Annotated in this window: 25 protein-coding genes, 3 pseudogenes and 1 riboswitch; of the genes and pseudogenes, 17 read left to right on the forward strand and 11 right to left on the reverse strand. The window is 66.4% G+C overall.

Annotation, left to right across the window (positions count from 1 at the left end):
• Positions 1–54: 54 nt before the first annotated feature.
• From ACQCSW_RS19235 to ACQCSW_RS19250, 4 genes are read right to left on the reverse strand one after another with little or no spacing between them, the layout of a single operon-like run.
• Positions 55–1,119 (reverse strand): sulfate/molybdate ABC transporter ATP-binding protein, encoded by a 1,065-nt coding sequence (locus ACQCSW_RS19235; protein WP_426988464.1) that lies wholly within the window; start codon positions 1,117–1,119, stop codon positions 55–57.
• Positions 1,116–1,979, reverse strand: a complete 864-nt coding sequence (locus ACQCSW_RS19240; protein ID WP_181577363.1) for an ABC transporter permease — start codon at positions 1,977–1,979, stop codon at positions 1,116–1,118. Before ACQCSW_RS19240 ends, ACQCSW_RS19235 begins: the two co-directional genes overlap by 4 nt.
• 39 nt (positions 1,980–2,018) lie before the next feature.
• On the reverse strand, positions 2,019–2,801 hold the full coding sequence (gene modA / locus ACQCSW_RS19245) for a molybdate ABC transporter substrate-binding protein (protein WP_426990739.1): 783 nt from the start codon (positions 2,799–2,801) through the stop codon (positions 2,019–2,021).
• A gap of 41 nt (positions 2,802–2,842) precedes the next feature.
• Positions 2,843–3,253 (reverse strand): TOBE domain-containing protein, encoded by a 411-nt coding sequence (locus ACQCSW_RS19250; RefSeq protein ID WP_111908238.1) that lies wholly within the window; start codon positions 3,251–3,253, stop codon positions 2,843–2,845.
• A gap of 181 nt (positions 3,254–3,434) precedes the next feature.
• Here ACQCSW_RS19250 and ACQCSW_RS19255 point away from each other — a divergent pair, with 181 nt between their 5' ends.
• The 3 genes from ACQCSW_RS19255 (at position 3,435) to ACQCSW_RS19265 (ending at position 6,318) form a co-directional block, all read left to right on the forward strand.
• Positions 3,435–4,769: an FAD-binding oxidoreductase gene (locus ACQCSW_RS19255; RefSeq protein WP_426988467.1), complete on the forward strand. Its 1,335-nt coding sequence runs from the start codon at positions 3,435–3,437 to the stop codon at positions 4,767–4,769.
• Positions 4,770–4,952: 183 nt separating this feature from the next.
• The gene (locus ACQCSW_RS19260; RefSeq protein ID WP_426988469.1) at positions 4,953–5,822 is read left to right on the forward strand and encodes a DUF4031 domain-containing protein; all 870 of its coding nucleotides are present in this window, start codon (positions 4,953–4,955) and stop codon (positions 5,820–5,822) included.
• 61 nt (positions 5,823–5,883) lie between these two features.
• Positions 5,884–6,318 carry a VOC family protein gene (locus tag ACQCSW_RS19265; RefSeq protein ID WP_426988471.1) on the forward strand — a complete coding sequence of 145 codons (435 nt, stop codon included), beginning with the start codon at positions 5,884–5,886 and terminating at the stop codon, positions 6,316–6,318.
• On the opposite strand, the gene ACQCSW_RS19270 is transcribed toward ACQCSW_RS19265, so the two are convergent.
• The 3 genes from ACQCSW_RS19270 to ACQCSW_RS19280 form a co-directional block, all read right to left on the reverse strand.
• Positions 6,315–6,716 (reverse strand): YccF domain-containing protein, encoded by a 402-nt coding sequence (locus ACQCSW_RS19270; protein WP_426988473.1) that lies wholly within the window; start codon positions 6,714–6,716, stop codon positions 6,315–6,317. The genes ACQCSW_RS19265 and ACQCSW_RS19270 overlap by 4 nt on opposite strands.
• A 90-nt stretch (positions 6,717–6,806) precedes the next feature.
• A complete protein-coding gene (locus tag ACQCSW_RS19275; RefSeq protein ID WP_426988475.1) occupies positions 6,807–7,406 on the reverse strand; it encodes a phosphoribosylanthranilate isomerase in 600 nt (199 codons plus the stop codon).
• Between the two features lie 89 nt (positions 7,407–7,495).
• Positions 7,496–8,335, reverse strand: coding sequence for an aminoglycoside phosphotransferase family protein (locus tag ACQCSW_RS19280; RefSeq protein ID WP_426988477.1), 840 nt, complete (start codon positions 8,333–8,335; stop codon positions 7,496–7,498).
• Positions 8,336–8,388: 53 nt separating this feature from the next.
• On the opposite strand from ACQCSW_RS19280, the gene ACQCSW_RS19285 reads away from it, so the two are divergent.
• From ACQCSW_RS19285 to ACQCSW_RS19315, 7 genes are all read left to right on the forward strand, one after another.
• Positions 8,389–9,039, forward strand: coding sequence for a HutD/Ves family protein (locus ACQCSW_RS19285; RefSeq protein ID WP_426988479.1), 651 nt, complete (start codon positions 8,389–8,391; stop codon positions 9,037–9,039).
• An 84-nt stretch (positions 9,040–9,123) separates the two neighbouring features.
• Positions 9,124–9,654: a ferritin gene (locus tag ACQCSW_RS19290; protein ID WP_426988481.1), complete on the forward strand. Its 531-nt coding sequence runs from the start codon at positions 9,124–9,126 to the stop codon at positions 9,652–9,654.
• Positions 9,655–9,801: 147 nt separating this feature from the next.
• Positions 9,802–9,866: riboswitch (guanidine-III (ykkC-III) riboswitch) on the forward strand.
• 9 nt (positions 9,867–9,875) lie between these two features.
• Positions 9,876–10,199: a DMT family transporter gene (locus tag ACQCSW_RS19295; RefSeq protein ID WP_426988483.1), complete on the forward strand. Its 324-nt coding sequence runs from the start codon at positions 9,876–9,878 to the stop codon at positions 10,197–10,199.
• The gene (locus ACQCSW_RS19300) at positions 10,199–10,588 is read left to right on the forward strand and encodes a DMT family transporter (protein ID WP_426988485.1); all 390 of its coding nucleotides are present in this window, start codon (positions 10,199–10,201) and stop codon (positions 10,586–10,588) included. The genes ACQCSW_RS19295 and ACQCSW_RS19300 overlap by 1 nt, the downstream gene beginning before the upstream one ends.
• 96 nt (positions 10,589–10,684) lie before the next feature.
• Positions 10,685–11,311: a nucleoside/nucleotide kinase family protein gene (locus ACQCSW_RS19305; RefSeq protein WP_426988487.1), complete on the forward strand. Its 627-nt coding sequence runs from the start codon at positions 10,685–10,687 to the stop codon at positions 11,309–11,311.
• Between the two features lie 65 nt (positions 11,312–11,376).
• Positions 11,377–12,372 carry an aldo/keto reductase gene (locus ACQCSW_RS19310; protein ID WP_426988489.1) on the forward strand — a complete coding sequence of 332 codons (996 nt, stop codon included), beginning with the start codon at positions 11,377–11,379 and terminating at the stop codon, positions 12,370–12,372.
• A gap of 10 nt (positions 12,373–12,382) precedes the next feature.
• A complete protein-coding gene (locus tag ACQCSW_RS19315; protein WP_426988491.1) occupies positions 12,383–13,033 on the forward strand; it encodes an MBL fold metallo-hydrolase in 651 nt (216 codons plus the stop codon).
• A 106-nt stretch (positions 13,034–13,139) separates the two neighbouring features.
• Here ACQCSW_RS19315 and ACQCSW_RS19320 read toward each other — a convergent pair whose 3' ends face one another.
• Positions 13,140–15,080 carry a DEAD/DEAH box helicase gene (locus tag ACQCSW_RS19320; protein ID WP_426988493.1) on the reverse strand — a complete coding sequence of 647 codons (1,941 nt, stop codon included), beginning with the start codon at positions 15,078–15,080 and terminating at the stop codon, positions 13,140–13,142.
• 337 nt (positions 15,081–15,417) lie between these two features.
• Here ACQCSW_RS19320 and ACQCSW_RS19325 point away from each other — a divergent pair, with 337 nt between their 5' ends.
• Positions 15,418–16,152, forward strand: coding sequence for an SAM-dependent methyltransferase (locus ACQCSW_RS19325; RefSeq protein ID WP_426988495.1), 735 nt, complete (start codon positions 15,418–15,420; stop codon positions 16,150–16,152).
• 36 nt (positions 16,153–16,188) lie between these two features.
• Here the strand turns inward: ACQCSW_RS19325 and ACQCSW_RS19330 are convergent, their stop codons facing one another.
• Entirely contained in the window at positions 16,189–17,235 is a 1,047-nt protein-coding gene (locus tag ACQCSW_RS19330; protein WP_426988497.1) for a nitrilase-related carbon-nitrogen hydrolase, read from the reverse strand.
• Positions 17,236–17,345: 110 nt separating this feature from the next.
• Between ACQCSW_RS19330 and ACQCSW_RS19335 the strand changes: the two genes are divergently transcribed.
• From ACQCSW_RS19335 to ACQCSW_RS19345, 3 genes are all read left to right on the forward strand, one after another.
• A complete protein-coding gene (locus ACQCSW_RS19335; protein WP_426988499.1) occupies positions 17,346–18,242 on the forward strand; it encodes a LysR family transcriptional regulator in 897 nt (298 codons plus the stop codon).
• Between the two features lie 359 nt (positions 18,243–18,601).
• Complete coding sequence (locus tag ACQCSW_RS19340; protein WP_426988501.1) at positions 18,602–18,997, forward strand: DUF1801 domain-containing protein; 396 nt, start codon at positions 18,602–18,604, stop codon at positions 18,995–18,997.
• 436 nt (positions 18,998–19,433) lie between these two features.
• The gene (locus ACQCSW_RS19345; protein WP_426988503.1) at positions 19,434–20,918 is read left to right on the forward strand and encodes an amino acid permease; all 1,485 of its coding nucleotides are present in this window, start codon (positions 19,434–19,436) and stop codon (positions 20,916–20,918) included.
• Positions 20,919–21,009: 91 nt separating this feature from the next.
• On the opposite strand, the gene ACQCSW_RS19350 is transcribed toward ACQCSW_RS19345, so the two are convergent.
• Complete coding sequence (locus ACQCSW_RS19350) at positions 21,010–22,464, reverse strand: MFS transporter (RefSeq protein WP_426988505.1); 1,455 nt, start codon at positions 22,462–22,464, stop codon at positions 21,010–21,012.
• Positions 22,465–22,565: 101 nt separating this feature from the next.
• Here ACQCSW_RS19350 and soxR point away from each other — a divergent pair, with 101 nt between their 5' ends.
• Positions 22,566–23,021, forward strand: coding sequence for a redox-sensitive transcriptional activator SoxR (soxR, locus tag ACQCSW_RS19355; protein ID WP_426988507.1), 456 nt, complete (start codon positions 22,566–22,568; stop codon positions 23,019–23,021).
• A 25-nt stretch (positions 23,022–23,046) separates the two neighbouring features.
• On the opposite strand, the pseudogene ACQCSW_RS19360 reads toward soxR, so the two are convergent.
• Positions 23,047–23,328 (reverse strand): annotated as a pseudogene (locus tag ACQCSW_RS19360) (Lrp/AsnC family transcriptional regulator); the annotation flags it as partial.
• Between ACQCSW_RS19360 and ACQCSW_RS19365 the strand changes: the two are divergent.
• Positions 23,318–23,545: pseudogene (locus ACQCSW_RS19365) on the forward strand (amidohydrolase); the annotation flags it as partial. The pseudogenes ACQCSW_RS19360 and ACQCSW_RS19365 sit on opposite strands and share 11 nt — an antisense overlap.
• A gap of 23 nt (positions 23,546–23,568) precedes the next feature.
• Positions 23,569–23,730, forward strand: a pseudogene (locus tag ACQCSW_RS19370) (MFS transporter); the annotation flags it as partial.
• Positions 23,731–23,862: the final 132 nt, after the last annotated feature.

A 23,862-nucleotide genomic window follows, 5' to 3' on the forward strand; every position in this document is an offset into this window, starting at 1 on the left:
ACGCCGCCGAGCCCGGACGACGCTGAACAGCCTACCCGGAGATTCAGCGGAGATTCAGCTGGGGTAGATGGCCACGGCGCCGGCCTTGATCACGAAGTACACCTCCATGCCCGGCGTCAACCCAAGATCAGCAGAAGCCGCCGGGGTGATGTCCGCGCTCAACTGCCCGCCGGCCCCGGCGCGGACCCGGATCCCGTCCCCGTGCGGCTCCAGGTCTGTGATGGTCACAGCGAAGGAGTTCCGCGGGCTGCCGTGCGCCTCGCTGGGGAAAACGGAAACGGCCGACGGCGGGAAGACAGCCACGCCCGGCTGTCCGGCCGGGAGCGGGCCGGGAACGTCGTGGTGCTGCCCGTAGAGGTTCAGGGCGCCTGCCCGCAGGCCGTGTTCGGTGATGTCGCCGGCCACAAAATTGAGCCCGGCGAGCCCGGCCGCGAACCGGCTGCGCGGACGCCGAAGGACCTCGCGGGTGGGGCCTTCCTCGCTGATCCGCCCGTTTTCCAGAATCACCACACGGTCGGCCAGCATCAGGGCATCAAGGACGTCGTGGGTGATGATAATGGCGCGGCGGCCGGCCAGCACCCGCTTGAGCAGGCGCCGGAGCAGCGGGGCGGCATGGATATCCAGCGCGGCCATCGGTTCATCCAGGAGCAGTAGTCCGGGCTCGGCGGCGAGCGCCCGCGCCACGGCAACGCGCTGCGCCTGGCCGCCGGAGAGCTCGGCCGGGCGGCGGGACCGCAGCTCGGTTGCCTCGACTTCCGCGAGCCACCGCAGGGAAGTCTCCCGGGCGGCCGCCTTTGAAGCGCCGGCACTCCGGGGCCCAAACGCCACATTCTCCAGCACGCTCAGGTGCGGGAACAGCAGCGGTTCCTGGGCCAGGAGCGCCGTGCCGCGCCGGTGCGGAGCCGTCCATTGGCCGCGCCCTGCGGTGAGGTCAAACAGGGTCCTGCCGTCCAGTTCGGCCGTGCCCGAGTCCGGGTGCAGCAGGCCCGCGATGACGTTCAGCAGGGTCGATTTGCCCGCGCCGTTGGCTCCCATAACGGCCACCGTTTCGCCCGGACCCACCGCGAGGGAGACGTCGAACCCGCGGCCAGCCACGGCGGCCTGAACCGAGAACGTCACCGGACTGCACCGCCCGCGGCGCGCGCCGTCGTCGTACGTTCGCCGCTATGTGCAGGGGCCCGTTCGGCGGCGCGGGGACTGCGGTACGCGAGTGCCACCACGGCGACCGCCACCGCCACGAGGACCAGGGAAAGCGCGACGGCGGCATCGGCGTCCGTTTCGCGCTGCAGGTAGATTTCCAGCGGCAGGGTCCGGGTCACGCCCTGCAGGCTGCCGGCGAAGGTGAGGGTGGCGCCGAATTCGCCCAGGCTGCGGGCGAAGGACAGCACCGCGCCGGAGGCCAGTCCAGGCAGGACGAGCGGAAGAGTGACCCTGCGGAGCACGGTGGTGGGCCCGGCGCCGAGCGTCGCGGCCACCGCTTCGTAGCGGTTCCCGGCGGTGCGCAAGGCGCCTTCGAGGCTGACCACCAGGAAGGGAAGGGCAACGAACGTCTGGGCCAGGATGACCGCCGTCGTCGAAAATGCGATCTGCAGGCCTGCCACTTCCAGCGTCCGGCCCAGGAGCCCCTGCCGCCCGAACGTGTACAGGAGTGCGATGCCGCCCACCACCGGCGGAAGGACCAGCGGGAGCAGGACCAGTGAGCGGAGGACGCGCTGGCCGGGGAAGCTGCCGCGGGCCAGGACCAGGGCGAGCGGCACACCCAGGACGATGCACAGGACGGTACTGGCTGCGGACGTGCGCAGGCTCAGCCCAAGGGCCTGCAGCGACGCTTCCGACGTGATCAGCGGGATGAACTGGGACCAATTGACCTTGGCCACCATGGCCGCAAGCGGCAACACAACGAACAGGCCACCGGCAGCCGCAAGGACGTAAATCCAGCGCGGGACGCCGCCGTACCCGCCGTTCATGGCCTGTTTCATGGTCTCCTTGCGGGCGGCGTACTTACGGTGCGGGGTTGCCTACGGGGCGCCGAAGCCGGCGTCGATGAGGGTTATCTGCCCGTCGGCGCCGGTCACCATGGCGATGAAGGCTGCCGCCAGTTCCTTGTTCCGGCTCGAGCCTACTGTGGCGATGGGATAGGTATTGACCGCCTTGCCGGATCCGTCGAACGGGATTCCCTTGACCTTGTCTCCGGCGCCCTTGACGTCGGTGACGTAGACCAGGCCGGCGTCGGCCTCGCCCGAGGTGACCTTGCCCAGGACGTCCGTCACGGATGATTCCTCGCTGACCGGCGAGAGGGTCACGCCCGCGGCCTTTTCCACCGTGTCCGCGGCGGCCCCGCACGGAACCTGGCTGGCACAGACAACCACCTTGACGCCTGGCCTGGCCAGGTCGGCGAAGGACGCGATCGACGCCGGATTGGACGGCGGGACGGCGATCTCCAGGACGTTGGTGGCGAAGTTCTTCGCGGTTCCGTCCAGGAGTTTGGCGTCGGCCAGCTTGGTCATGTTTTTTGTGTCGGCGGAGGCAAAGACATCGGCCGGTGCGCCCTGGGTGATCTGGGTGGCCAGGTCCGAGGAACCGGCGAAGCTCAGTAAGATCTTGGCGCCCGGATTCTTCGCCTCGAAGTCACTGGCCAGCTGGGTGAACGTGGCCTTGAGCGACGCGGCTGCGAAGACCGTGATCGTCCCGGAAACCTGCCCGGTGGCGTCCGGGGACTGCGAGGTGGGGGACTGCGACGTGGCGGGCTGCGGGGCCGTGGGCGTCGTGGAAGCCGGCGCGCACGCGGCGAGGCCCAGCATAAGGGCGGCGATGAGGGCGGCTCTGGCATGTTTGCGGGTGCTCAAATGATGCTCTTTCCGTGCGGGGTTTCGATGATGACTGTGGTTGCTTTGACCACCGCGGTGGCCACGGAGCCGAGTTCCAGGCCAAGGTCGCGGACGGCTTCGCTGCTCATCAGCGACACCACCCGGAACGGCCCGCATTGGAGTTCCACCTGGGCCATGACTTTGTCCGCAGTGATCCCCGTGACCAGGCCGACGAACCGGTTGCGCGCCGAACTACCGGCACGGTGCGGGTCCTCGGGAAGCTGTGCGAGCTTCTGGGCGTGCCGGGCAAGCTCGAGCCCGTCCACCGCCAGCCGGCCGGCGTCGTCCTTTACCGGGGTGAGGCTGCCGTTCTCTGTCCAGCGCCGGACGGTGTCGTCACTGACGCCGAGGAACCGGGCGGCTTCGGATACGCGAATAGTGGGCATTTCATGATTCTAGTCCTCATTTGCGGGTTCTCTTATTAGTTTTCTCCGCGTATCCGAAGATGACGTCAGCGCTGGTTTCGCTCCCCCTTGAGGCTTGAGGTGGGCTGCCTGTGGAACGTCGTGGAGCGAAGTCCTACGCTATGTGGAGGGGAGGGGCCGCAGTCGCTGAGGAGCGTTTGTGATGAAGTGGATCGAGCCTGACAGCCCCGACTATGACCCGGCCCGGAAGGTCTTCAACGCCATGATTGACCGGCGTCCGGCGGTGATTGCCCAGTGTTCAAATGATGCGGACGTGGCCGAAGCGCTCCGCTACGGACGGGAACATTCCCTCGCCATTGCCGTCCGCGCCGGCGGACATTCAGTGGCCGGAATGTCCATGAACAACGACGGCCTGGTGATCGATGTCCGGCCCATGAAGTCCATCGATGTGGACCCCGAATCCGGCATCGTCACCGCCGGGGCAGGCGTCACCTGGGGCGAGTTCGACCGCGCCACCCAGGAACATGCCCTGGCCGTCACCGGCGGGCGGGCCTCCACCACCGGCGTCGCCGGCTTCACCCTGGGCGGCGGATCCGGGTGGCTGGAGCGGTCCTTCGGGTTCGCATGCGACAGTCTCGTCTCGGTGGACCTGGTCACGGCCGACGGCGAACGCGTCACCGCGAGCGCCCGGGAAAACCCCGAACTCTTCTGGGCCCTCCATGGCGGCGGCGGCAATTTCGGCGTGGCCACGTCCTTCACATTCCAGGCGCACAGGCTCGGCCCGGTGGTCCACGCCGGGATGTGGCTCTGGCCCGGGGAGGCAGCCTCGGACGTTTCCCGGGCGTTCCGGGACCTGGCCCTGGCAGCCCCCGACGGGGTTGGCCTGGCACTGCTGTACCTGACGGCGCCGCCGGAGCCGTTTGTGCCGGAGCACCTGGTGGGAAAGATGGCCGCTCTCATCGCCTACCTCTACGCGGGTGAGCCCGAGGAAGGCTTCGAGCACGCGCGGCCGTTCCGCGAACTCGGGCCTGCAGTGGACCTCGTGGCCGACACCCCGTACGCCGATTTCCAGTCCTCCCTGGACGATCCGCCGGACCACTACAACTACTGGAGCGCGGACTATCACAACGAACTCCCCGACGCGGCCCTGGACTTGTTCGTGGAATCGGCCCGGAACCTCCCCGATGCCACATCCCAGCAGCTCATCGCCCGGTGGGGAGGCGCCGTCGGCGGAAACGCGGGGGCGGCCACGCCCTTGATCAACCGGAACGCGGCCTGGGTGAGCCACCCGTACGGCATCTCGCCAACACCCGAGGAAGGCCAACTGGCCAAGGCCTGGGTGAAGGACTTCCGCGGCAAGATTGCGCCGTATGCCACAGGCGGGGTGTGGCTCAATTTCATCGGTAACGAAGGCCAGGAGCGCATCCGTGCCGCGTTCGGAAACGGGAACTACGCCCGGCTGGCCAGGGTTAAGCGGGACTTCGATCCGCGGAACGTCTTCCAGGGCAACCAGAACATCCTGCCGGCCGGCTCCTGACCGGTTCCTGATGTGGCCGGTGACCTGTTGGTGACCCGACCGGCCCGCGCGTTCCCGCCCAGTTGCCTGCCGCGACACACCGCGGGATACGGCGTGTCGGCCCGGATTAGCCGCCGGGCCCGCCGGTAACCGGGCAAGAGCGTACGGCCCCGGCGCAGACCACGGCCGCACTAGACTTCCCCCATGGCGATTTACCTGGATCCGCCCGTGTGGCCAGCCCACGGCACGCATTTTTCCCACCTCATCTCGGACACGTCGCTGGCTGAGCTGCACGCCTTCGCCGCCGCGGCCGGCATCCCGGACCGTGCGTTCGACGGCGACCATTACGACGTCGCCGAGCGCCGGTTCGACGACCTGGTGGCCGTCGGCGCCATTCCGGTGGAAGCCCGGATCCTGGTCCGCAAACTGATCGCCAGCGGGATGCGCATCCCGGCCCGGCAGCGCAACAAGTCCCTCAAGGTCCCGCTGCTGAACCGCTGGGAAGCCATCATGCCCGGCCACGACGCCCTCTTCCTGGACCTGCTGGACCGCTGGAGCGAGGACCACCGCCGGTATCACGGCTGCACGCACCTACTGGCAGTTTTGGAGGCTTTGGACTTGCTCGCCGACCCCGCCGACCCGCCGCGGACAGTGCTGCTCGCAGCCTGGTTCCACGATGCCGTATACCGCGGGATCGCCGGCCAGGACGAGGAGGAATCCGCCCGTCTCGCCGAGGAGCGCCTCGCGGACGCGGGGCTTCCGGCGGCCGACGTCGAGGAAGTGGCGCGGCTGGTGCGGCTGACCTCGGACCACCGCCCGGAGCCAGGGGACGACGACGGCGCCCTCCTCTGCGACGCGGACCTGTCAGTTCTCGGCGGCGAACCGGAGCCCTACGCCCGGTATGTGGCCGCCGTCCGGGAAGACTACGCGCACATCGGCGACGCCGACTTCGCGGCCGGGCGCGCCGCCGTCGTCCGTCACCTGCTGGAACTGGACCCCCTCTTCCACAGCACCCGCGCACGGGAACTGTGGCTCGATGCCGCCCGCCGGAACCTGAAGGGCGAGCTGGCCTGACTCTTTCGCGCAACCGCCAAGAAGCCTTTACGGGCGACCCGGCCGGTGCAAGACTGCTCGGATGAACCTGCGCATCCAAGCCGTCAGCATCGATTCAACCGACCCCAAAGTGCCAGCCGATTTCTGGGAGAGGGCCCTGGGCTGGCGCCGCACCTACGAGGTGGAAGACGAAATTGTGCTGGAGCCGCCCGCAGGCAGCCCGGCCGACGGCGTCAGCCCGGACCTGCTGTTCCTGAAGGTGCCCGAGCGGAAGGAGCTCAAGAACAGGCTGCACCTGGACCTGCGTCCGGATGACCAGGCTGAGGAGGTGCAGCGGCTGGAAGCCCTCGGCGCGTCGCGCATTTCCGTCGGGCAGGGGCCCGAGGTGACCTGGGTGGTCATGGCTGACCCGGACGGCAACGAGTTCTGTGTGCTGCGCGCCTTGCGGTCAGAAGAACTCGAAGCCCAGGGTCTGGTCCCCGGATTCAGCGAAACCCTTGGGAACGCCGCTGGCTAACGGTATGCGGTAATGAACGGGCTATTGGTGGGAACGATCTGCTTGCCCAGCGGCATCAGGCTGACCGGGATGAGCTTGAGGTTGGCGATGGCCAGCGGGATGCCGATGATGGTGACCGCCATGGCAATGGCCGTGAGTACGTGGCCGATCGCGATCCAGATGCCCGCCACCACCAGCCAGATGACATTCCCCAGGAGTGAGAAAACGCCCGTTCCGCCCGGCTTGTCCACCACCATGCGTCCGAAGGGCCAGAGCGTGTACGCCGCAATGCGGAACGAGGCGATGCCCCACGGAATGGTGACGATCAGCAGGCAGCAGATGATGCCCGCCAGAAAGTAGCCCAGGGCAAGCCAGAGTCCGCCGAATACCAGCCAGATGATGTTGAGTAGTGTCTTCATCTGTCCATTGTGCCCCGCGGGGTCTGACAAAAACGTAGGGGTCTGCCCTGATTGGCCCCTGAACTTGGGACCTGAAACCTGGACCAGGCCTCAGCCCTTGGCGGCCTTCACAAAGGCCCGGATCTTAGCCAGGTCCTTCACACCACGAGAAACCTCGACGCCGGAGGAGACGTCCACGCCCCACGCGCCTGAGGCTGCAGTGGCGTGCGCCACGGTGTCCGGATCCAGCCCGCCGGCCAGCAGCCACTTGCGGTCCTGGAGCGCCGTCACGTCCACCATGGAGGCGTAGTCCCAGGCCTCTCCGGACCCGGGCACGGCGGCATCAATCAACAGGATTTCCTCACCCCAGTTGGCGAACGCGTCGGCAGTGGCTGCCATGGTGACGGCCCTGATCAGCTTCATGCCGGCGTCGTGCACCCTTGTGACGTCCTCCGGGGTGAGGTCCCCGTGGAGTTGGACCCACTCAAGTCCGGCGGACCGGGCGATGGCAATGGCATCGGCGACAGGTTCATGCCGGAAAACGCCGACGGCAACTACCCCTTCCGGCACATCGGCCAGAAGAGTGGAAACCTGCGACGGCGAGACCACGCGCGGGCTCGCGGTGAGGACAAAGCCGACGGCGTCCGCCCCAGCCTCCACGGCTGCACGGATTGATTCGGGCGTACTGAGACCACAGACTTTGACGAACATTTCCGGCTCCTTCTGGCTGTCTTCGCATAGTCCCCCCGGAGGAGACTAACAGGCAAGTACCCCCTGCGCCGATGTGGACCGGTTCCATTTCAGGCGCAGGACAGCACCCGCTCCACCATGTTCCGCCCGGCCTCTTCGAAGTCGGTGTCCCCCATCTGGTTGGCCCACACCACCGTGCCGATGGCCTGGTTCAGGTTCTCCAGCCGCCACACGTCTGCGTCCGCCGGCCCGACAGTTCTGCCCAGCCCAGCGTAGAAAGCGTCCGCAAGCTCGGGCCTGTGAACGAACTGCTGGTGGCTGAGCCGCACGAGGTCGTGCACCCACGGACGCCGATCCGCCCGGCCAAAGTCGATGACCTTGATCTGCCCGTTGTCCTGCAGCCAATTCCTTGGCTGGTAATCGCCGTGCGTTGCCACGAGCTGCACCACGCCCGGCCGAAGGGCATCGAGCTCCTGTTCGAAGCTTTCCAGTTGCGATTCCGGCAGCAGCCCGTGGGCGCGGTCCATCCATGCCCGAGTCTTTATAGTGAGGGTTTTTGCGTACGTGGACGAGTCCCCGGCCGTCCGGTGAATCCTCGCCAGCAGCTGCCCCGCCTGGCGGTAAGTTTCCGGATCATCCTCGGCCGGTGTCCCCTCCACCAGGGTTCCTGGCAGGAACTCCGTCACCAGGATCCCGGCCTTCGCCGAGGCATGCCGTAACGCCGGGACCCGGCCGTGGAGCCCTTCGAAACCGCCGGCATGGGCGGCGATCTCGCGGTGGATATGGTGGCTTGTGGCGCTCGCCTTGACGATGAATCCCTCGCCCGCCCGTGTGGCAACGTGGAGGACGTTGGTGTCCTGCAGGGGCCAGGAGTAATCCTGCACCACACTGAATTCGCCAAGCCAGGATGTCAGCAGGCGGCTCTGTTCGTCGGTGATCCCCTGGCGCATTCGCCCAGCATGCCACGCGTGGCGGGGACGCCCAAACAAACTAGGCTGGTCCGATGGAGATCATCCGCTTCGCAGAACTCAGGTCCGAACCGTGGCGCAACGGCGGCGGGGTGACCCGGGAGCTTGCCAGCCACCCGAAGGCCGCCTCGGCGCAGGACGGCGCCTGGGACTGGCGCGTCAGCATCGCCGATATCAGCAAGGCCGGGGACTTCTCGGCCTTCCCGGGCATGGAACGTGTGCTGACCGTGATCGACGGCGAGCTGCTCCTTCTCACCGTGGACGGCGCCGAGCATCCGCTGGAAAAGTACCGGCCCTTCAGGTTCTCCGGCGAAGCTGCCGCGCACGGAGCCCTGCCCACCGGGGACATCCGCGATCTGAATGTCATCACGCGGACGGGTTCGTTCAAGGGCTTCACGTCCATCATCGAGCTCTCCAAGAAACGCGCGCACCCGGTTTTTGAGGGCCAGCTCGCTGTGCTTCTGCAGGGACAGGCCGCCGTCAGCGCGGGAAACCTCAGCGTCAGCGCGGAAGCCGCGGAATCTGCAACTACCGCGGAAACCGACGGCGACGAACCTGCCGCCGCCCCCACGGAGCCCGAGGCACTGAACCGCTATGACGCCGTCGTCGGTTCCGATAACCGGACCCCCGAAATCCTGGGCCGCGGCTTCCTCGCCGTGGTGTCAATCGACCGCGTGACTGCCTGATCCAGCGCTGCAGGCTAGCCTCGCCTTCGTTATCTGAGCCTTTCCACACTGGTCAGCGGCACGCGGCGCTCCTAGACTCTGGCAATGACTTCCACACCCTTTAATGCGCTCCTGTCCACCCAGATCGGCAACGAATTCGCGGCCTCGCAGCAGTACATTGCTGTGGCCACCTGGTTCGCCAACCAGGACCTCCCGCAGCTGGCCCGCTACTTCTACCGGCAGTCGGTGGAGGAACGGAACCACGCCATGATGATGGTGCAGTACATGCTGGACCGCGACATCGAGTTCACCATCCCGGGCGTCCCCGACGTGCGCAACGACTTCTCCTCCGTGACCGAGCCGCTGGCCCTGGCGCTGGAGCAGGAGAAGGAAGTGACGGCCGCGATCGAGGCGCTGTTCCGTGCGGCCCGTACCGAGGACGACGCCCTGGGCGAGCAGTTTATGCTCTGGTTCCTCAAGGAGCAGGTGGAAGAGGTCGCCGCCATGACCACCCTCCTGAACATCGCCGAGCGCGCCGACAACCTGTTCGACATCGAGAACTTCATCGCCCGCGAAACCGTGGGCAACGGCGGCCGCGACTCCTCCGCTCCGGAAACCGCCGGCGGCGCTCTCTAAGGTTCTGCGCTCCCCCCAACTAAGTAGCGCTATCTGTCGTTATGGGCCCTCAAAACGACAGATAGCGCTACCTAGATGGGCGAGGGCCCCGGCGGTGAGGTTGGCCACCAACCCGGCCACCCGCCGTCGGGCGTTGCTAAGCTGGAATCAAGGCTCCGCACAGGACCTCCGGACGACGGTTCAGTACCCGGCACGCGACAAGACTGGCCAAAGGATCTGTCATGTCGTGGTTAGTTCTCATTCTTTCCGGAGCGCTGGAAGCCGTCTGGGCCGCAGCCCTGCACCGGACCTTCCAGGCCTCCGGCCGGCGCCGGCTCGCGCCCGCCCTCCTCTTCCTGGTCTCCGTCCTCGCCAGCATGGCCGGCCTCGCGATCGCCATGCAGTCCATCCCCACCGGCACCGCGTACGCCGTATGGGTGGGCGTGGGCGTGGTGCTGACGTCTGCCTACGCGATCATCACCAAGGCTGAACGTCCGACGACGGCGCGCCTGCTTCTGCTGACGGGCATCGCCGCGTGCGTGGTTGGCCTGAAGGTGGTGGCGTAATGAACAAGCGTTCTGCTGCCTGGCTGATGCTGCTGGCCTCCGCCGTGCTGGAAGCCGTGTGGGCCACCGCGCTGGGCCTGTCCGACGGCTTTACCCGGCCCATGCCCACTTTTGTTTTCGCCGTAACCGCCACGCTGAGCATGATCGGCCTCGGCCTAGCCATCCGCAGCATCCCCCTCGGCACCGCTTACGCCGTCTGGGTGGGGGTCGGGGCTGCCCTGACAGTCGGCTGGGCGATGGCCACCGGCGTCGAACCCTTCAGTGTCCTGAAAGTGCTGTTTATCGCCGGCATTGTGGGCTGCGCGGCCGGGCTGAAGGCCCTGCCGGCTACACCTGCCGCGGCATCCTCCGACGCCGCTGCCGCCCCCGCTGAGCCTCCCCACCTTTGAGGCGGCCCGACGGCGTGTTCCCGCGAAACGCCGTCAGGCCCCGCCCCTTGTGCAACGGAAACCGGGGAGGATCAGCTGCCGGTTTAGGCTTTTGCCATGGACTCCCCCGAGATCACCCATGCCATGGACGCGCTCCGGCGACGGCTGGCTCCCGGGAGGCGGACCATCCTAGGCATCACGGGCGCGCCCGGCTCCGGCAAGTCCACGTTCGCGGCCCGGCTGCAGCGGGAGTTCGGCGCTGACCTTGCCGTCGTGGTGCCGATGGACGGCTTCCACCTGGGCACCGCGATCATCGACGGCACACCGCTGCGGCAGCGCAAGGGCGCAATGGACACGTTCGACGTCGGCGGCTACCTCTCGCTGTTGCAGCGGCTCGTGCGCCGGGATGAGGCAGTAGTGTACGCACCGGAGTTCCGGCGGACTTTGGACGAGCCGGTGGCGGCCTCCATCGCCGTCCCGGCGTCCGTGCCGCTGGTGATCACCGAAGGAAACTACCTGCTGGCGGAGACGCCCGCGTGGAAGGGTGTCCGGGCCCAGTTGGATGAGGTCTGGTTCATGGACACCCCTCCCGCGCTGCGGCTGGCCCGGCTGGTGGACCGGCACGTGGAATTCGGCATGGAGCAGGCCGCGGCGGAAGCCTGGGCGACGGGCCCGGATGAGGCCAACGCGGTGATGATCGCGGCCACGCGCCAGGGTGCCGACCGAATCATCCCGTGGAGCTAGGAATACTGAGGCAAGGGTCAGGGTTCTTGGCTGGGACGAGAGTCCACAACGAATGGAGAGCGCTCATGACTGCACCATCGGTACACCTCGGCGACGGCCTCAACGTCAGCACGCTGGGCTTCGGCGGGATGGCCCTCACTCCGGTCTACGGCGAAGTTGACCCGCACGATGCCCTCAAAACCCTGCATCATGCAGTGGATGCCGGCGTCAGCTTCATTGACACCGCGGACATCTACGGCGGAGGCAGCAACGAGCAACTCATCGCCCAGCTGCTCAAGGACCGGCGGGGCGAAGTGCAGCTCGCCACCAAGTTTTCCCTGGTGGGCTCGCCGGCTGATGGATATACGGATATCCGGGGAGATGCCGCCTACGTCCGGCAGGCCGCCGACGCCAGCCTGAAGCGGCTTGGCACGGACGTGATCGACCTCTACTACATGCACCGCCGTGACCTCCGCGTTCCGATTGTGGAAACCGTGGAGGCCATGGCGGGGCTGGTGCAGCAGGGCAAGGTCAAACACCTTGGCCTGTCAGAGGTGACCGCGCAGGAGCTGGCCGAAGCCCACTCCGTGCACCCCATCGCCGCGGTCCAAAGCGAATGGTCCATCTGGAGCCGCGACGTGGAACGCAACGTAGTTCCGGCCGCGGCCAGCCTGGGCGTGGGCTTTGTGCCGTATTCGCCACTGGGCCGGGGATTCCTCACCGGCACCGTGGACGCTTCCAGCCTGGGAGCAAACGACTTCCGACGCCGGATCCCGCGGTTCGCCGCGGGCGCCTTTGACGCGAACCAGGAAGTCGTGGCGGCCGTGCGGACGGTAGCCGCCGAGCTGTCCGCAACGCCCGCCCAGGTTGCACTCGCATGGCTGCTGGAGCAGGGCAAACGGCTGGGACTGGCCGTGGTCCCCATCCCCGGCACACGCAAAACGCACCGGATCGACGAAAACCTGGGCGCCCTGTCCCTGGACCTGACCCCGGCGCAACTGGAGGCGCTGGACCAGGCCGCGGACGCCGTCGTCGGCTCCCGCTCGGCGGACCCCAACTGGGTGTCCCAGGGCCGTGAATAGACTGAAGCCCGTGGACACGCTCATTCACGACCTACGCGACATCACCATCCGGAGCATCTCCGTCAGCGAGATGGACAACAACGTGTATCTGCTGACCGCGAAGGCCACCGGTGCACAGCTGCTGATTGATGCCGCGGATGACCTTCCGGCCATCCAGGGGATGCTGCAGGACGCCGCTGCGGATACTGCGGCCACGCCCAACCTGGCACTCATTGCCACCACGCACCAGCATTGGGACCATGTCCGCGCGCTGCCGGCGTTGGTGGAAGCGACCGGAGCGCCCACCGCCGCGGGAGCGGACGACGCCGAGGCGCTGCCGTTAACCGTCGGCCGCTCACTCGAGCACGGGGACACGTGCGCCGTGGACGGCTTCGAGGTCACCGCCGTGCACCTGCGCGGGCACACCCCGGGTTCCATCGCGTTTGTGTACGAGAACCCGGAAGGGCCTGCCCACATCTTCAGCGGGGACTCATTGTTCCCCGGCGGCGTGGGCAACACCCAGAAGGATCCGGCGCGGTTCACGTCGCTGATCAACGACGTCGCCGCGCGATTGTTCGAGGCCTACCCGGATGACACCGTGGTGCACCCGGGCCACGGCAGCCCCACCACCCTGGGCGCGGAACGCCCGCACCTGGAGGAGTGGCGCGCCCGCGGCTGGTAGCTCAACCCCCGGTTCGGACAAGCTCAACCACAACGCTACAGATTCGGACAGCCGCTGCCGGGATCCCGGCAGCGGCTGTCCGTTTCAGCAGCGGATATCCGAAACCTTAGCGGCTGCGGCGTTCGTTCGAGGCCGGAGCCGACGCGCGGCGGGGACCGCTGCGTGCCGGTCGGCCACTGCCGCCAACGTTGCCGCCACCGTTGCCGGTGTACGAGCCACCGGACGTGCCGCCGGTGTTGGAGGACCAGACAGCCTTGTTGCCGGCGTTGCCGCCGTTGCCCGAGCTACCCGAGTTACCCGTGGAGGCACCGGCACGCTGGCCGGATCCACCCGTACGTGCACCTGCACCGGCGCCCGCGGTGCGGGCTCCGGCTGCGCGCTGGCCCGTTGCCGGACGTCCGCCGCGCTGTCCGCCGGTGGTAGCCGGGCGGCCCGTGCCGCCACGGGGAGCATCGCTGCGGGTAACGCGTGAATCAGAACGGCCGTCTGAACCGCGGCCAGCCGCTGCACGGCCACCTGCTGCGGGGACGTCGTTGCGGTGTGTGGAGCCTGTGGCGCCGTGGCCGCGGGAATTGCGGCGAGCAGCAGCTGCTGCAATGGCGCGGTCCTCGTTCTGCTCGGCTACACGGTCAAATGCTGCCCGTGCCTCGGTGCGGCCTTCGTAGGCAACAGCGCGGCGCTCGGCGCGGGGAAGATCGGTGCGGGTCGGCTCAGCGGAGACGCGTCCACGTCCACCACGGCCGCCACGGCCACCGGCTGTGGGGCCTTCCTGGCTGCGACGGGCGCGCTTGCGCTCGGCGTTGGCACCCGTAGAGGTGCCGCCACCCTGCGCGGACTTCTTGGCCAACAGAGCGGCGCGGGTGCGCGGATCGATCTTGTCAGCCATTTCGCCCACGAGCTCAGCAACCAGCGGAGAGTTGGCGGTAACGCGCTCGAAGTTAACCTCGACGCCGGCAGCCTTCATCAGCTTCTTGACGTCGGACTGCTGCTCCGGGAGGGTCAGTGTGACAACAGTGCCATCCGAACCGGCGCGGGCCGTACGGCCTGAGCGGTGGAGGTATGCCTTGTGCTCTGTGGGCGGATCCACGTGGATTACCAGTTCGACGTCGTCCACGTGGACGCCGCGGGCTGCGACGTCGGTGGCCACCAGTACGCGGACGTCACCGGAGGAAAACTCGGCCAGGTTGCGGTCACGGGCGTTCTGCGAGAGGTTGCCGTGCAGATCGACGGCGGGGATCCCGGCGTCGGTCAGGGTCTTGGCCAGCTTGCGGGCGTGGTGCTTGGTCCGCATGAAGAGCACGCGGCGGCCGGCACCCGAGGCCAGCTCAACGATCAGCTGCTTCTTGACGGTCTGGTCGTTGACCACCAGGACGTGGTGCTCCATGGTGGTCACGGCGGCCTGTGATTCATCCACGGCGTGGGTCAGCGGGTTGGACAGGTAACGCTGGACAATCTTGTCCACCCCATTGTCCAGGGTTGCGGAGAACAGCAGGCGCTGGCCCTGGCTGGGGGTCATGTCCATGAGCTTCTTGACGACCGGGAGGAAGCCGAGGTCGGCCATGTGGTCGGCCTCGTCCAGGACGGTGATCTCGACGCCTTCGAGGGTCAGGATGCGCTGGCGGATCAGGTCCTCCAGGCGGCCCGGGCAGGCGATGACGATGTCGACGCCGGCGCGCAGTGCCTTTTCCTGGCGGGCCTGGGAGATGCCGCCGTAGATCACGGTGGTGGTCAGGCCCATGGCCTTGGCCATCGGCTCGATGGTGGCGTTGATCTGGGTGGCCAGCTCGCGGGTCGGTGCGAGGACCAGGCCCATGGGGCGGCCGGGCTTGCGGAAGTGCTTGGCTTCCCGCTCAGCGAGTCGTGCTACAAGCGGGATGGCGAAAGCGATGGTCTTGCCGGAGCCGGTGCGGCCGCGGCCCAGGACGTCGCGTCCGGCCAGGGTGTCCGGGAGGGTCTTGACCTGGATGGGGAACGGCTCAACAATTCCCTGGGCGGTGAGGGTGTCGGCAAGTTCTTTGGGCGTGCCGAGGGCAGCAAAAGTAGTCATATATTTCAAGGTCTTTCAGGCGGTATCCGTGCGGATATCGGCCCCCGATGCCGGTTGGCTCAAGGGTTTCGCCGAAGAAAATTCAGGTGATCAACCGTGCTGCTGCCCAAATCAGGGCGGCGGCTGGGACCAAATGGAACGCGTTCATCGACGCAGGATGTGCCTCTCACATGAAAAAACCCGCTTCCCAAAAAGTTGGGACCAGCGGGCATCACTGCACATCAAGTCCCCTAAGCGTACCATCCCTGCGCCCGGGCCTCGTTCGTGGGCCCCGTTGACGGTGGGGCGGACGGTGCGGGCGTTGCCTTTGTGTGCCCGGCCGGCGCAGGCTTGAGGCATGACTGAACAGGGTGCGGACCACCACCACACAACGGACGACGGCGACACCCGGTTTGGGGATGCACCGCAGCGCAGTGCCGCCGAGGCGTGGGATGAAAGGTACCGGAGCAAGCCAAAATTCTGGAGCGGGAAACCCAACCCGCAACTGGTCCGCGAAGGCGCGGGACTGAGGCCGGGCAAGGCATTGGACCTGGGCTGCGGCGAAGGGGCCGACGCCATCTGGCTTGCCCAGCAGGGCTGGACCGTCACCGCCGTCGACGTTTCCGCCGTCGCGCTGGAACGGGCCGCTACCCACGAAAGGTCGGCCCTGGACCGCGAGGGTGTGCACACCGAGGGAGCCGGTGAAATTCCCAGCCGCATCCACTGGGAACAGTGTGACCTGGAGGAGTGGCGGCCCACGGCAACCTTCGATCTGGTGTCCTCCCAGTTCCTGCATTCCCCACATCTGGCGTGGGAGGGCCCGCTGCGGACGGCGGCTGCGGCGGTCAATCCGGGTGGCACTCTGCTGATCGTAGGCCATCATCCGGACCGCCTGCCGCCGTGGGGCACGCACACCTCGGCCGACATGTTCTTCACGCCGGAACAGCTCAGGGCCGAGCTCCGCCTGGCGCCGCCTGAATGGCAGATCGAGGTGCTCACCACGCGGGATCGGCCGGCCACGGGCCCGGACGGCCAGCAGGCAACACTTGCCGACACGGTGCTTCGCGCCACCCGCCTGGTTCGGCCTGCCTGATCCCCAGGAAAGCTGAACGCCTTTGACTGATCCGCCTCAGCGCTCGTCCGCCGAAGCGCGGGTCAGCTGCCTTGCGGCATTGGGATCGGTCACTCTGAATGACATTGGCACAGGCGTTTCGCTATGCCGCGCCATACGGGCGTTTCGTTCCAACCCTGATGGTTGTGTGAGGAGGGCGTACAGTTCCGGCCGGCGCCCCAGGAGCCATCGGCGCCCCGTCGCGAGCGGCAGCAGATCCAGGTCGAGGTCGGCAACCACCACCGCCACGTCCGGCACGGGCGTCTCCGCGACGATGCGCCCATAGGGGTCGATGATCATGGAGTTTCCCGTGCGTATCTCATTGTCGTCACGGCCGATGCCGTTGCTGAACAGAACGAACAGTCCGTTGTCGTGAGCTCGCGATGGAAGCCAACGCATCAGCCAGCCCCGCCCGCTCTCCCCGCTGGTTGCAGCTTCAAGGGCGGCCGGATCCTCCTTTCGGTTGTACCACAGGGCGGTTGGAAGAGTCCGCATTCCATGCGGGCTTCTTGAATCCGTCCCCCCGGTTTGATGAGGCGCGATCAGCAGAGTGGCACCCAGCAGGGCCACGGCTCGCACGTTTTCGACGAGATTGTTATCCCAGCAGATCAGGATCCCCATCCGCACGCCCCATGGAGTGTCGAACACGGTGAAGGTGTTGCCGCTGGAGATCGCGTCATGTTCGAAGGCGTGCAGCTTCCGGTGCACGTGGACCACTCCGTTGGGGAGGCACACGGCGTACGCATTGAAGAGGTCCTCTCTGTCCGATTCGAGGAAGCCAACGCCGATTCCCACTTCCAGCTCAGCCGCGATCCAGCTGACAGCCCTGATCAGCTTTCCGTCCCGCGGCTGAGCCAGCTCGTGCAACCGACGTGGCGATTGACGAGTGAGGTGCCAATAGCCGAGCAGACACATTTCCGGGAAGACCACCAGCTGGGCCCCGTCCGCTGCGGCCTCCGTGGCCAGCCTGCGCACAGTATCCAGATTGGCATCAATGTTGTTGGGCACGGCTTCGAACTGGACCACAGCCGCTCGAAAATTGTTGACGGTGTTCGGTGCGCTCATTGGGGACGCCTTTCTCTGGTGGTACCGCCTTATGGCCGGCCCCGTCATTCAACCGCGAAAAGAACTATCACGTCTAATGAAAGATAATGCGTTTTAGTTATGATTTAGGAATGGAACTTCGCCTGTATCGATCATTCGTTGTCGCGGCATCTCACTCCACCTTCAGCGCCGCTGCCACTGCGCTCTCAATGAGTCAGCCCGCCCTCACCAAGCAGATTCAACAGTTGGAACGCTGGACCGGGACAGCGCTGTTCCTCCGGGGACGGCAAGGTTCGGCGTTGACACAAGCCGGACTGCAACTGTTGGCGGACGCCCGCGATGTGGTGGATCGCGCTGATCGGCTGGCCGCCAGGATCAAACGGGTCGCGGCAGGGGACGAAGGGCATCTCGCCGTCGGCTTCGGCTTGTCCAGTATTTCCGTTGCGCCGGAGGCTGTGGCCACCTTCCGGCACAAGTTCCCCGGAGTCGCGGTCAGCCTTGAGGACTTGTCCTCTGCCGAACAGTTCGAGAGGATTCTTGCCGGCAGCCTGGACTTCGCGTTCGCCAGGCTACCGGCCCCTGCCGAATTCGCGTGTCTGCAGGTCCTTTCAGACAGGCTCGCTCTGGCCGCTACCACTCAATGGCCGAACTCTCAGGTTCAGGACGAGGACTTGCGGACATGGCTCGCGGAACACGAACTCGTCCAACTCTCTGCCGCGCGTGGCCCCGGCCTCCGGGCGCAAATACGTCAGTTCTATGAGGAGATCGGGTGCGAACCGGCAATTATTCAAGAGGCAGCAGACCTCCAGACGGTTCTGGCGCTCGTGGCGGCGGGGGTCGGTGGCGCTGTTGTCCCCGCAAGCGCGGCCAGCATCGCACCCAAGACCGTAGCGATGATACCGATCGACAGGCCCGGCGCAGCCTGGGAGGTCGGGCTGGTGTGGCTTCGCGGCCAAACCGGACCCCGGTTTGAGGCCTTTCTGGAAATCGTCCACAAAATGCGGTTGCCCATCAGCCCGATTGGGTAGAAGAACCGGACCGGGCAACCCGGGCACGATTACCACTGCGGACTGGTTCAGCCCGGCTGAGCGGACCACGGCGTCACGCACCTCTACTTCAAAGTCCTGCGGGAGCGGCCCTGGCTGTTCAGACGTTTGGGCGAGAACGTCAGTCTGCAGCGGCAGGACTCTGGTCAGTGGGCATATAGTCCATGCCGGTGCACGATTTTCCACTCGCCCTCCTAGCGGCGCTATACGTGTGTGACGCGAAGCATAGTGGACTGCAAAGGGATGCCGTCCACCGACAACTCGGCGCGTTCGTAGCCCACCGTGTACGCAAGGTCCCCTACCGGAGCTTTTGGACGGCTTTTATGGGAGGGTGGTTCACCATGGAATACATCGTCGATCCGCGCGTAGACGACTACATCAACGCATTGCCGGACTGGCAGCAAGCCATCTGCCATGAGCTCCGGGACCTCGTCCACGCCGCCGATGCCGAGGTCGTCGAGACCATCAAGCGCACGGATCGTCCGTACTTCGTACTCCTGGGCAATATCTGCGCACTGCTGGCAGCCAAGGACCACGTCAACCTGTTCCTCTACGACGGCGCCATGGTCCCCGATCCCGAACACATCATCACGGCAGGACATGACAACGTGACCGCCCGCACCGTTGCCTTCCGCCAGGGCGAGACGGTCAACGCCGCCGCACTCACCGACATGCTCAAGTGCATCATCGCCAACAACCGCGCCGGCGGCTGGCGCAAGATGAAAAGCGGGCGTTAGCTCGGCCGGTGCAGCTGCGGGGCGAAAGGCTGGAACTTCAGTCACGTCGAAAACGCTGCGGACAAGGATCGACACTTGGTTCCACGAAGCTCGACATTTGTCGAGTAACTTTCCCGCCGGCTGCCTGTCCGGGCATCCGGCCTGCGGCCCCGGACGGGCAGCGCGCGCCCTCTCCGCTAAACGCGGCATCACACCGGAGAATGCCCTTTCCCGATACCCGGCGGAGACGCGCGGGGCAGTCGCCGTGACTGGCCGGACCGCCCATCGGCGCGGACCGGCAGCCCGCCAGAGGCTTCGGAACGGCCGGAAACGTGGATCTAGTCTTAATCCACCCGCCAAACTGTTACCCCCGTCACATCTGTGACGGATCCGCGCGGTCTGCGTTGCGGCCCTCCGGTTCCCGCCTCGCCCTGCCCGTGACAAGGAAAGAAGCCTTATGTCTGAACGCACCACCACGGTTGCCGCGAACACCGCAACCGAATCCGCCACCGGGGGCCACAGCCAGGATCCGCATCTGGCCCGCGCGCTGGGCAACCGCCATATCCAGCTGCTCGCCATCGGCGGCGCCATCGGCACCGGCCTGTTCATGGGCTCGGGCAAAACCATCTCACTGGCCGGCCCGTCCGTGATCTTCGTCTACATGATCATCGGTTTCATGCTGTTCTTCGTCATGCGGGCCATGGGTGAGATCCTGCTCTCCAACCTGAAGTACAAGTCCTTCAGCGACTTTGCCGGGGATCTCCTGGGCCCTTGGGCCAGCTTCTTCACTGGCTGGTCCTACTGGTTCTTCTGGGTGGTCACCGGCGTCGCCGATATTGTCGCCATATCCGGCTACGTCGACAAGCTCGCCCCGGGCACACCGCTGTGGATTCCGGCCCTCCTGACCCCGCTTGTACTGATCCTGCTGAACCTTCCCAGCGTCAAGGCCTTTGGTGAGGCAGAGTTCTGGTTCGCCATCATCAAGGTTGTGGCCATCGTGGCCCTGATCGTCACCGGCGTGGTCATGATCGCCACCCACTTCACGTCACCCAGCGGTGCTGTGGCCAACCTGGCCAACATGTGGAACGACGGCGGCATGTTCCCGCACGGGATGTTCGGCTTCGTCCTCGGCTTCCAGATCGCCATCTTCGCCTTCGCCGGCATCGAGCTGGTGGGAACCGCCGCCGCGGAAACCAAAGACCCGGAGAAGAACCTCCCACGGGCCATCAATTCGATTCCGGTCCGCGTCCTGCTCTTCTACGTGGGCGCACTGGTGGTCATCATGGCCGTCAACCCGTGGCGCAGCATTGACCCGGCCAGCAGCCCCTTCATCGGCATGTTTACCCTGGCCGGGCTGGGCATCGCCGCCGTCGTCATCAATCTGGTGGTTCTGACCTCGGCCGCCTCCAGTGCCAACTCCGGAATCTACTCCACCTCCCGCATGGTGTATGGCCTGGCCCAGGACGGCAACGCACCGAAGGCCTTCGGGAAACTGAGCATCCGCAAGGTTCCGCAGAACGCCCTGCTGTTCTCCTGCATCTTCCTCTTGGCCGGACTGGTCCTGCTCTACTCCGGCGACTCCGTCATCGGCGCCTTCACCATCGTCACCTCAGTGGCGTCGGTGCTGACGATGTTTGTCTGGTCCATGATCCTGATCAGCTACATCGTGTTCCGCCGGCGCAGGCCTGAGCTGCACGCAGCCTCGGCGTTCAAGATGCCCGGCTCCCGCTTCATGCCCTACGTGGTGCTGGCGTTCTTCCTGTTCATGCTGGTGGCCCTGGCTCAGGCCGCTGACACGCGTCTCGCGCTGGTGGTGGCGCCGGTCTGGTTCATCTTGCTGGGCGTGGCGTGGTACTTCAACCGCCAGACACCCCTGCAGCAGGCCCGGATCGAAGAATGGAAGGCCATGTCCACAGCCGAAAAAGTCGACGTCGTCCGCTGACCTCGGCTGCGGTGCAGGCAGTCCCCTTTGCCTGCACCGCAGCGCGGCTGCCCTTGATCCTTGGCGCGTCTCAGCCGGGTCAGGACAATATCTAGGCCGAAGCGTGATCCTTCTGCAGCTTCTTCGGTCGCGTGGCAACCCGCGGCGCAATGGCCACCGCGGCTCCGGCGATGACAGCCGCCAGTGCGAAGACCCCCGAAAACGAGCCCGCCGACGTCGTAAATGCCGAGAACACAATGCCCGTGGTGGCGAGCGCCAAGGCGCCGCCGAGCGAATCGGAAATCGACATGGCCGAGCTGTTGAAGCCCTCCGTGTCTTTCGAGGAGAGGGCCAGGGTCATCACGCTCAGGCGTGGGTACATCAGGCCCATTCCGCCGCCGGCGAAGATCCACCCGATGATTGCGACCGCGGCCGGCCAGCCGAACGCCGTGGTGACCAGTGCCAGCACGACAGCTGCAAGCACCATTACTGAGCCGATCCTCACCGCGACGCTGTGGAGCAGCCGGGCTCCGAGCCTGCCCTGGATTGCAGATGCCCCGGCCCATGCCAACGCGCCGCCGGTGAGCGTGAGGCCCGCGAAGGTGGGCAGGAAGGCATAGCGCTCAATCAGCAGGTAGGGCAGGTAGACCTCGGCGCCGAAGAACGCGGCAGAGGCGAGCCCGCGGGTCAGGATGACGCTCGGCAGCCCACGCCGGGCCGTCAGGGTGCCGCGCGGAACCAGCGGCCGTACAGCCACCAGTGCTATGACGACGGCGGCCACGGCCAGAACCACTCCGGCCAGGGGGATGTTCGCAATCCGGACCTCGACTGAGAGGTTCAGGCCAAGGACGGCCAACGCTGCGAGCCCGGCCCAGGCCATCCGGCCGAAGGCCCAGGGGGTGGGTTTCCGCACCGGCGTGGGATCAGTGGCTTCCGGGGTCATGCCGGGCGCCGTTTCGGCTGAGCGGCCCAAGCCCCGGAGCACAGGCACAACCATGGCGAGCGCCGGGACCACCAAGCCCACCACGCCAAGGAACACCCAGTGCCAGCTCAGGACCTGCGCCACAACGCCTGCCGCGAAGGGACCCACCAGCGACGGGATGACCCAGGCGGCAGCAAATGCCGCGAAGATTTTGGGATGAAGGGCGCCCGGGTAGACGCGGGCCACCACCACATAGAGGGCTACGGTCATGGCACCGCCGCCCAGGCCCTGGACCAGCCTTCCGGCCAGGAGTGCCGGCATGGATCCTGCGGTTCCCGCGATCAGCAGTCCCAGCACGAACATGGCCACGGACGCATACAGCGGGGCGGACGGGCCACGCCGGTCAGACCAGTTCCCTGCCGCAACCATGCCGATCACTCCCGTAGCCAGCGGTCCGGCAAAGGCCAGGGCGTACAGGCTCGCGCCACTCAGTTCGCGGCTGACCAGCGGCATGATGGTGGTGACCGCGAGGGACTCGAACGCGCTGAGAAAGACCAGGGCGCAGGCGCCGGTCGTCGCCCACAAATAGGGGTGCTGAAGGATGCCCGCAGGTGGGGCGGAGACGGAAACTGTGGAATCGCGCACGGTTAGAGCCTGATCAGTTGTCATGGACGCAACCCTAGAACCTCAACTATGGTTGAGGTCAAGGATCCGTCCGGCGGGCGGAATGACATATAAGGGGAAGCATGCCACAGCTTGCAGGCGGAGCACACCATGTCCTCAGCATCGGCGAGCTGTCGGAACGGAGCGGAGTGGCGCCGTCGGCCCTTCATTTCTACGAACGCAACGGGCTGATCGACTCGGAACGGACCTCCGGCAACCAGCGGCGCTACCGCCGCGACATGCTGCGGCGCGTGGCATTCATCCGAGTATCGCAGCGTGTTGGCATTCCGTTGAAGGACATCGGCTCGGCGCTGGAATCCCTGCCGGAGGGGCGGACACCCACCAAACGCGACTGGTCCAGGCTCTCCCGTCTTTGGCGCTCCGAACTTGATGCACGCATCGAAGCCCTGGAACACCTCCGCAGCGATCTGGACGGCTGCATCGGCTGCGGCTGCCTCAGCCTGAAGGCATGCCGGCTGCAGAACCCCGGCGATGAACTGGGCGGCGCTGGCACCGGCCCCCGCCGCTGGGAACCCTAATACGCGCCTTCCCCAAGCTCCCCCTTCACTTCGGGACCGGGACGACGACGACGGCGCCACTCGCCGTCGAGTCCGGGGTCAGCATCCAGCCCACGCGCTTCGCCGTATTCAGCATGACGACGCTCTCAACAAGTTCGATGCCCGGAATGCGCTCTTGGATGGCGAGTTCCATCTCCAGGACGTCGGCCAGCGAGCCCAGCCACATGATGATCACAAAGTTGGTCCGGCCGGTGGTGGATGCCGTGAACCTGACGTTCCGGACGGCCCGGAGTTCGGTCGCGGCAGCCTCGTGCCCGCCCGGCACGTTCATCGGACTGAGCGCCGTGCCCCACGGCACCGATCACATCATCGCGGCGTTCAACCATTCGCCCTACGCTACGTTCGACGACGGCGTTCTGGCTGACGGGGCCGCCCTCTATGCGGAACTCGCCATTTCGCGGCTCGCCACACTGGCGGCCGCACCAGCATCAGCGGCGGACGCCGCGCAAGCATCTGCACCGGCGTCGGCCGATAACGCCTCCTAAACCCACCCATCAGAGAGAAAACCGTGACCAGCACCGTCAACCCTCAGCTCACCGACCGGGCGGCCACCCGGAAGACCATCATCGGCACCGGCATCGGCAACGCCGTCGAATGGTACGACTGGGCCATCTACGCGACGTTCACCCCGTTCATCGCGAGCCAGCTGTTCAGCAAGGCGGACCCCGCGTTCGAGGCTGTGCGTGAAAACGCGGCAGCGTGGTTTGTTGTGGATCGCACCTCCTGTACCGCTGATCCCGGCCAGGAGGGCACCTCCTCCCTTGCGGACGCGGTCCGTGCGCAACTGAACCAGTCGTGACCG

Origin of the sequence: Pseudarthrobacter sp. Y6 (genome assembly GCF_050156205.1) — a bacterium.
Classification (GTDB): Bacteria; Actinomycetota; Actinomycetes; order Actinomycetales; family Micrococcaceae; genus Arthrobacter.

Coding starts and splice junctions, on each gene's coding strand:
- ACQCSW_RS19320 (WP_426988493.1), bottom strand. CDS start 15,080: ATGACTACTTTTGCTGCCCTCGGCACGCCCAAAGAACTTGCCGACACC.
- ACQCSW_RS19345 (WP_426988503.1), top strand. CDS start 19,434: ATGTCTGAACGCACCACCACGGTTGCCGCGAACACCGCAACCGAATCC.
- ACQCSW_RS19270 (WP_426988473.1), bottom strand. CDS start 6,716: ATGAAGACACTACTCAACATCATCTGGCTGGTATTCGGCGGACTCTGG.
- ACQCSW_RS19260 (WP_426988469.1), top strand. CDS start 4,953: ATGGCGATTTACCTGGATCCGCCCGTGTGGCCAGCCCACGGCACGCAT.
- ACQCSW_RS19325 (WP_426988495.1), top strand. CDS start 15,418: ATGACTGAACAGGGTGCGGACCACCACCACACAACGGACGACGGCGAC.
- ACQCSW_RS19310 (WP_426988489.1), top strand. CDS start 11,377: ATGACTGCACCATCGGTACACCTCGGCGACGGCCTCAACGTCAGCACG.
- ACQCSW_RS19335 (WP_426988499.1), top strand. CDS start 17,346: ATGGAACTTCGCCTGTATCGATCATTCGTTGTCGCGGCATCTCACTCC.
- modA (WP_426990739.1), bottom strand. CDS start 2,801: ATGCTGGGCCTCGCCGCGTGCGCGCCGGCTTCCACGACGCCCACGGCC.
- ACQCSW_RS19305 (WP_426988487.1), top strand. CDS start 10,685: ATGGACTCCCCCGAGATCACCCATGCCATGGACGCGCTCCGGCGACGG.
- ACQCSW_RS19265 (WP_426988471.1), top strand. CDS start 5,884: ATGAACCTGCGCATCCAAGCCGTCAGCATCGATTCAACCGACCCCAAA.
- ACQCSW_RS19285 (WP_426988479.1), top strand. CDS start 8,389: ATGGAGATCATCCGCTTCGCAGAACTCAGGTCCGAACCGTGGCGCAAC.
- ACQCSW_RS19275 (WP_426988475.1), bottom strand. CDS start 7,406: ATGTTCGTCAAAGTCTGTGGTCTCAGTACGCCCGAATCAATCCGTGCA.
- ACQCSW_RS19255 (WP_426988467.1), top strand. CDS start 3,435: ATGAAGTGGATCGAGCCTGACAGCCCCGACTATGACCCGGCCCGGAAG.
- ACQCSW_RS19330 (WP_426988497.1), bottom strand. CDS start 17,235: ATGAGCGCACCGAACACCGTCAACAATTTTCGAGCGGCTGTGGTCCAG.
- ACQCSW_RS19290 (WP_426988481.1), top strand. CDS start 9,124: ATGACTTCCACACCCTTTAATGCGCTCCTGTCCACCCAGATCGGCAAC.
- ACQCSW_RS19280 (WP_426988477.1), bottom strand. CDS start 8,335: ATGCGCCAGGGGATCACCGACGAACAGAGCCGCCTGCTGACATCCTGG.
- ACQCSW_RS19340 (WP_426988501.1), top strand. CDS start 18,602: ATGGAATACATCGTCGATCCGCGCGTAGACGACTACATCAACGCATTG.
- ACQCSW_RS19240 (WP_181577363.1), bottom strand. CDS start 1,979: ATGAAACAGGCCATGAACGGCGGGTACGGCGGCGTCCCGCGCTGGATT.
- ACQCSW_RS19300 (WP_426988485.1), top strand. CDS start 10,199: ATGAACAAGCGTTCTGCTGCCTGGCTGATGCTGCTGGCCTCCGCCGTG.
- ACQCSW_RS19250 (WP_111908238.1), bottom strand. CDS start 3,253: ATGCCCACTATTCGCGTATCCGAAGCCGCCCGGTTCCTCGGCGTCAGT.
- ACQCSW_RS19295 (WP_426988483.1), top strand. CDS start 9,876: ATGTCGTGGTTAGTTCTCATTCTTTCCGGAGCGCTGGAAGCCGTCTGG.
- soxR (WP_426988507.1), top strand. CDS start 22,566: ATGCCACAGCTTGCAGGCGGAGCACACCATGTCCTCAGCATCGGCGAG.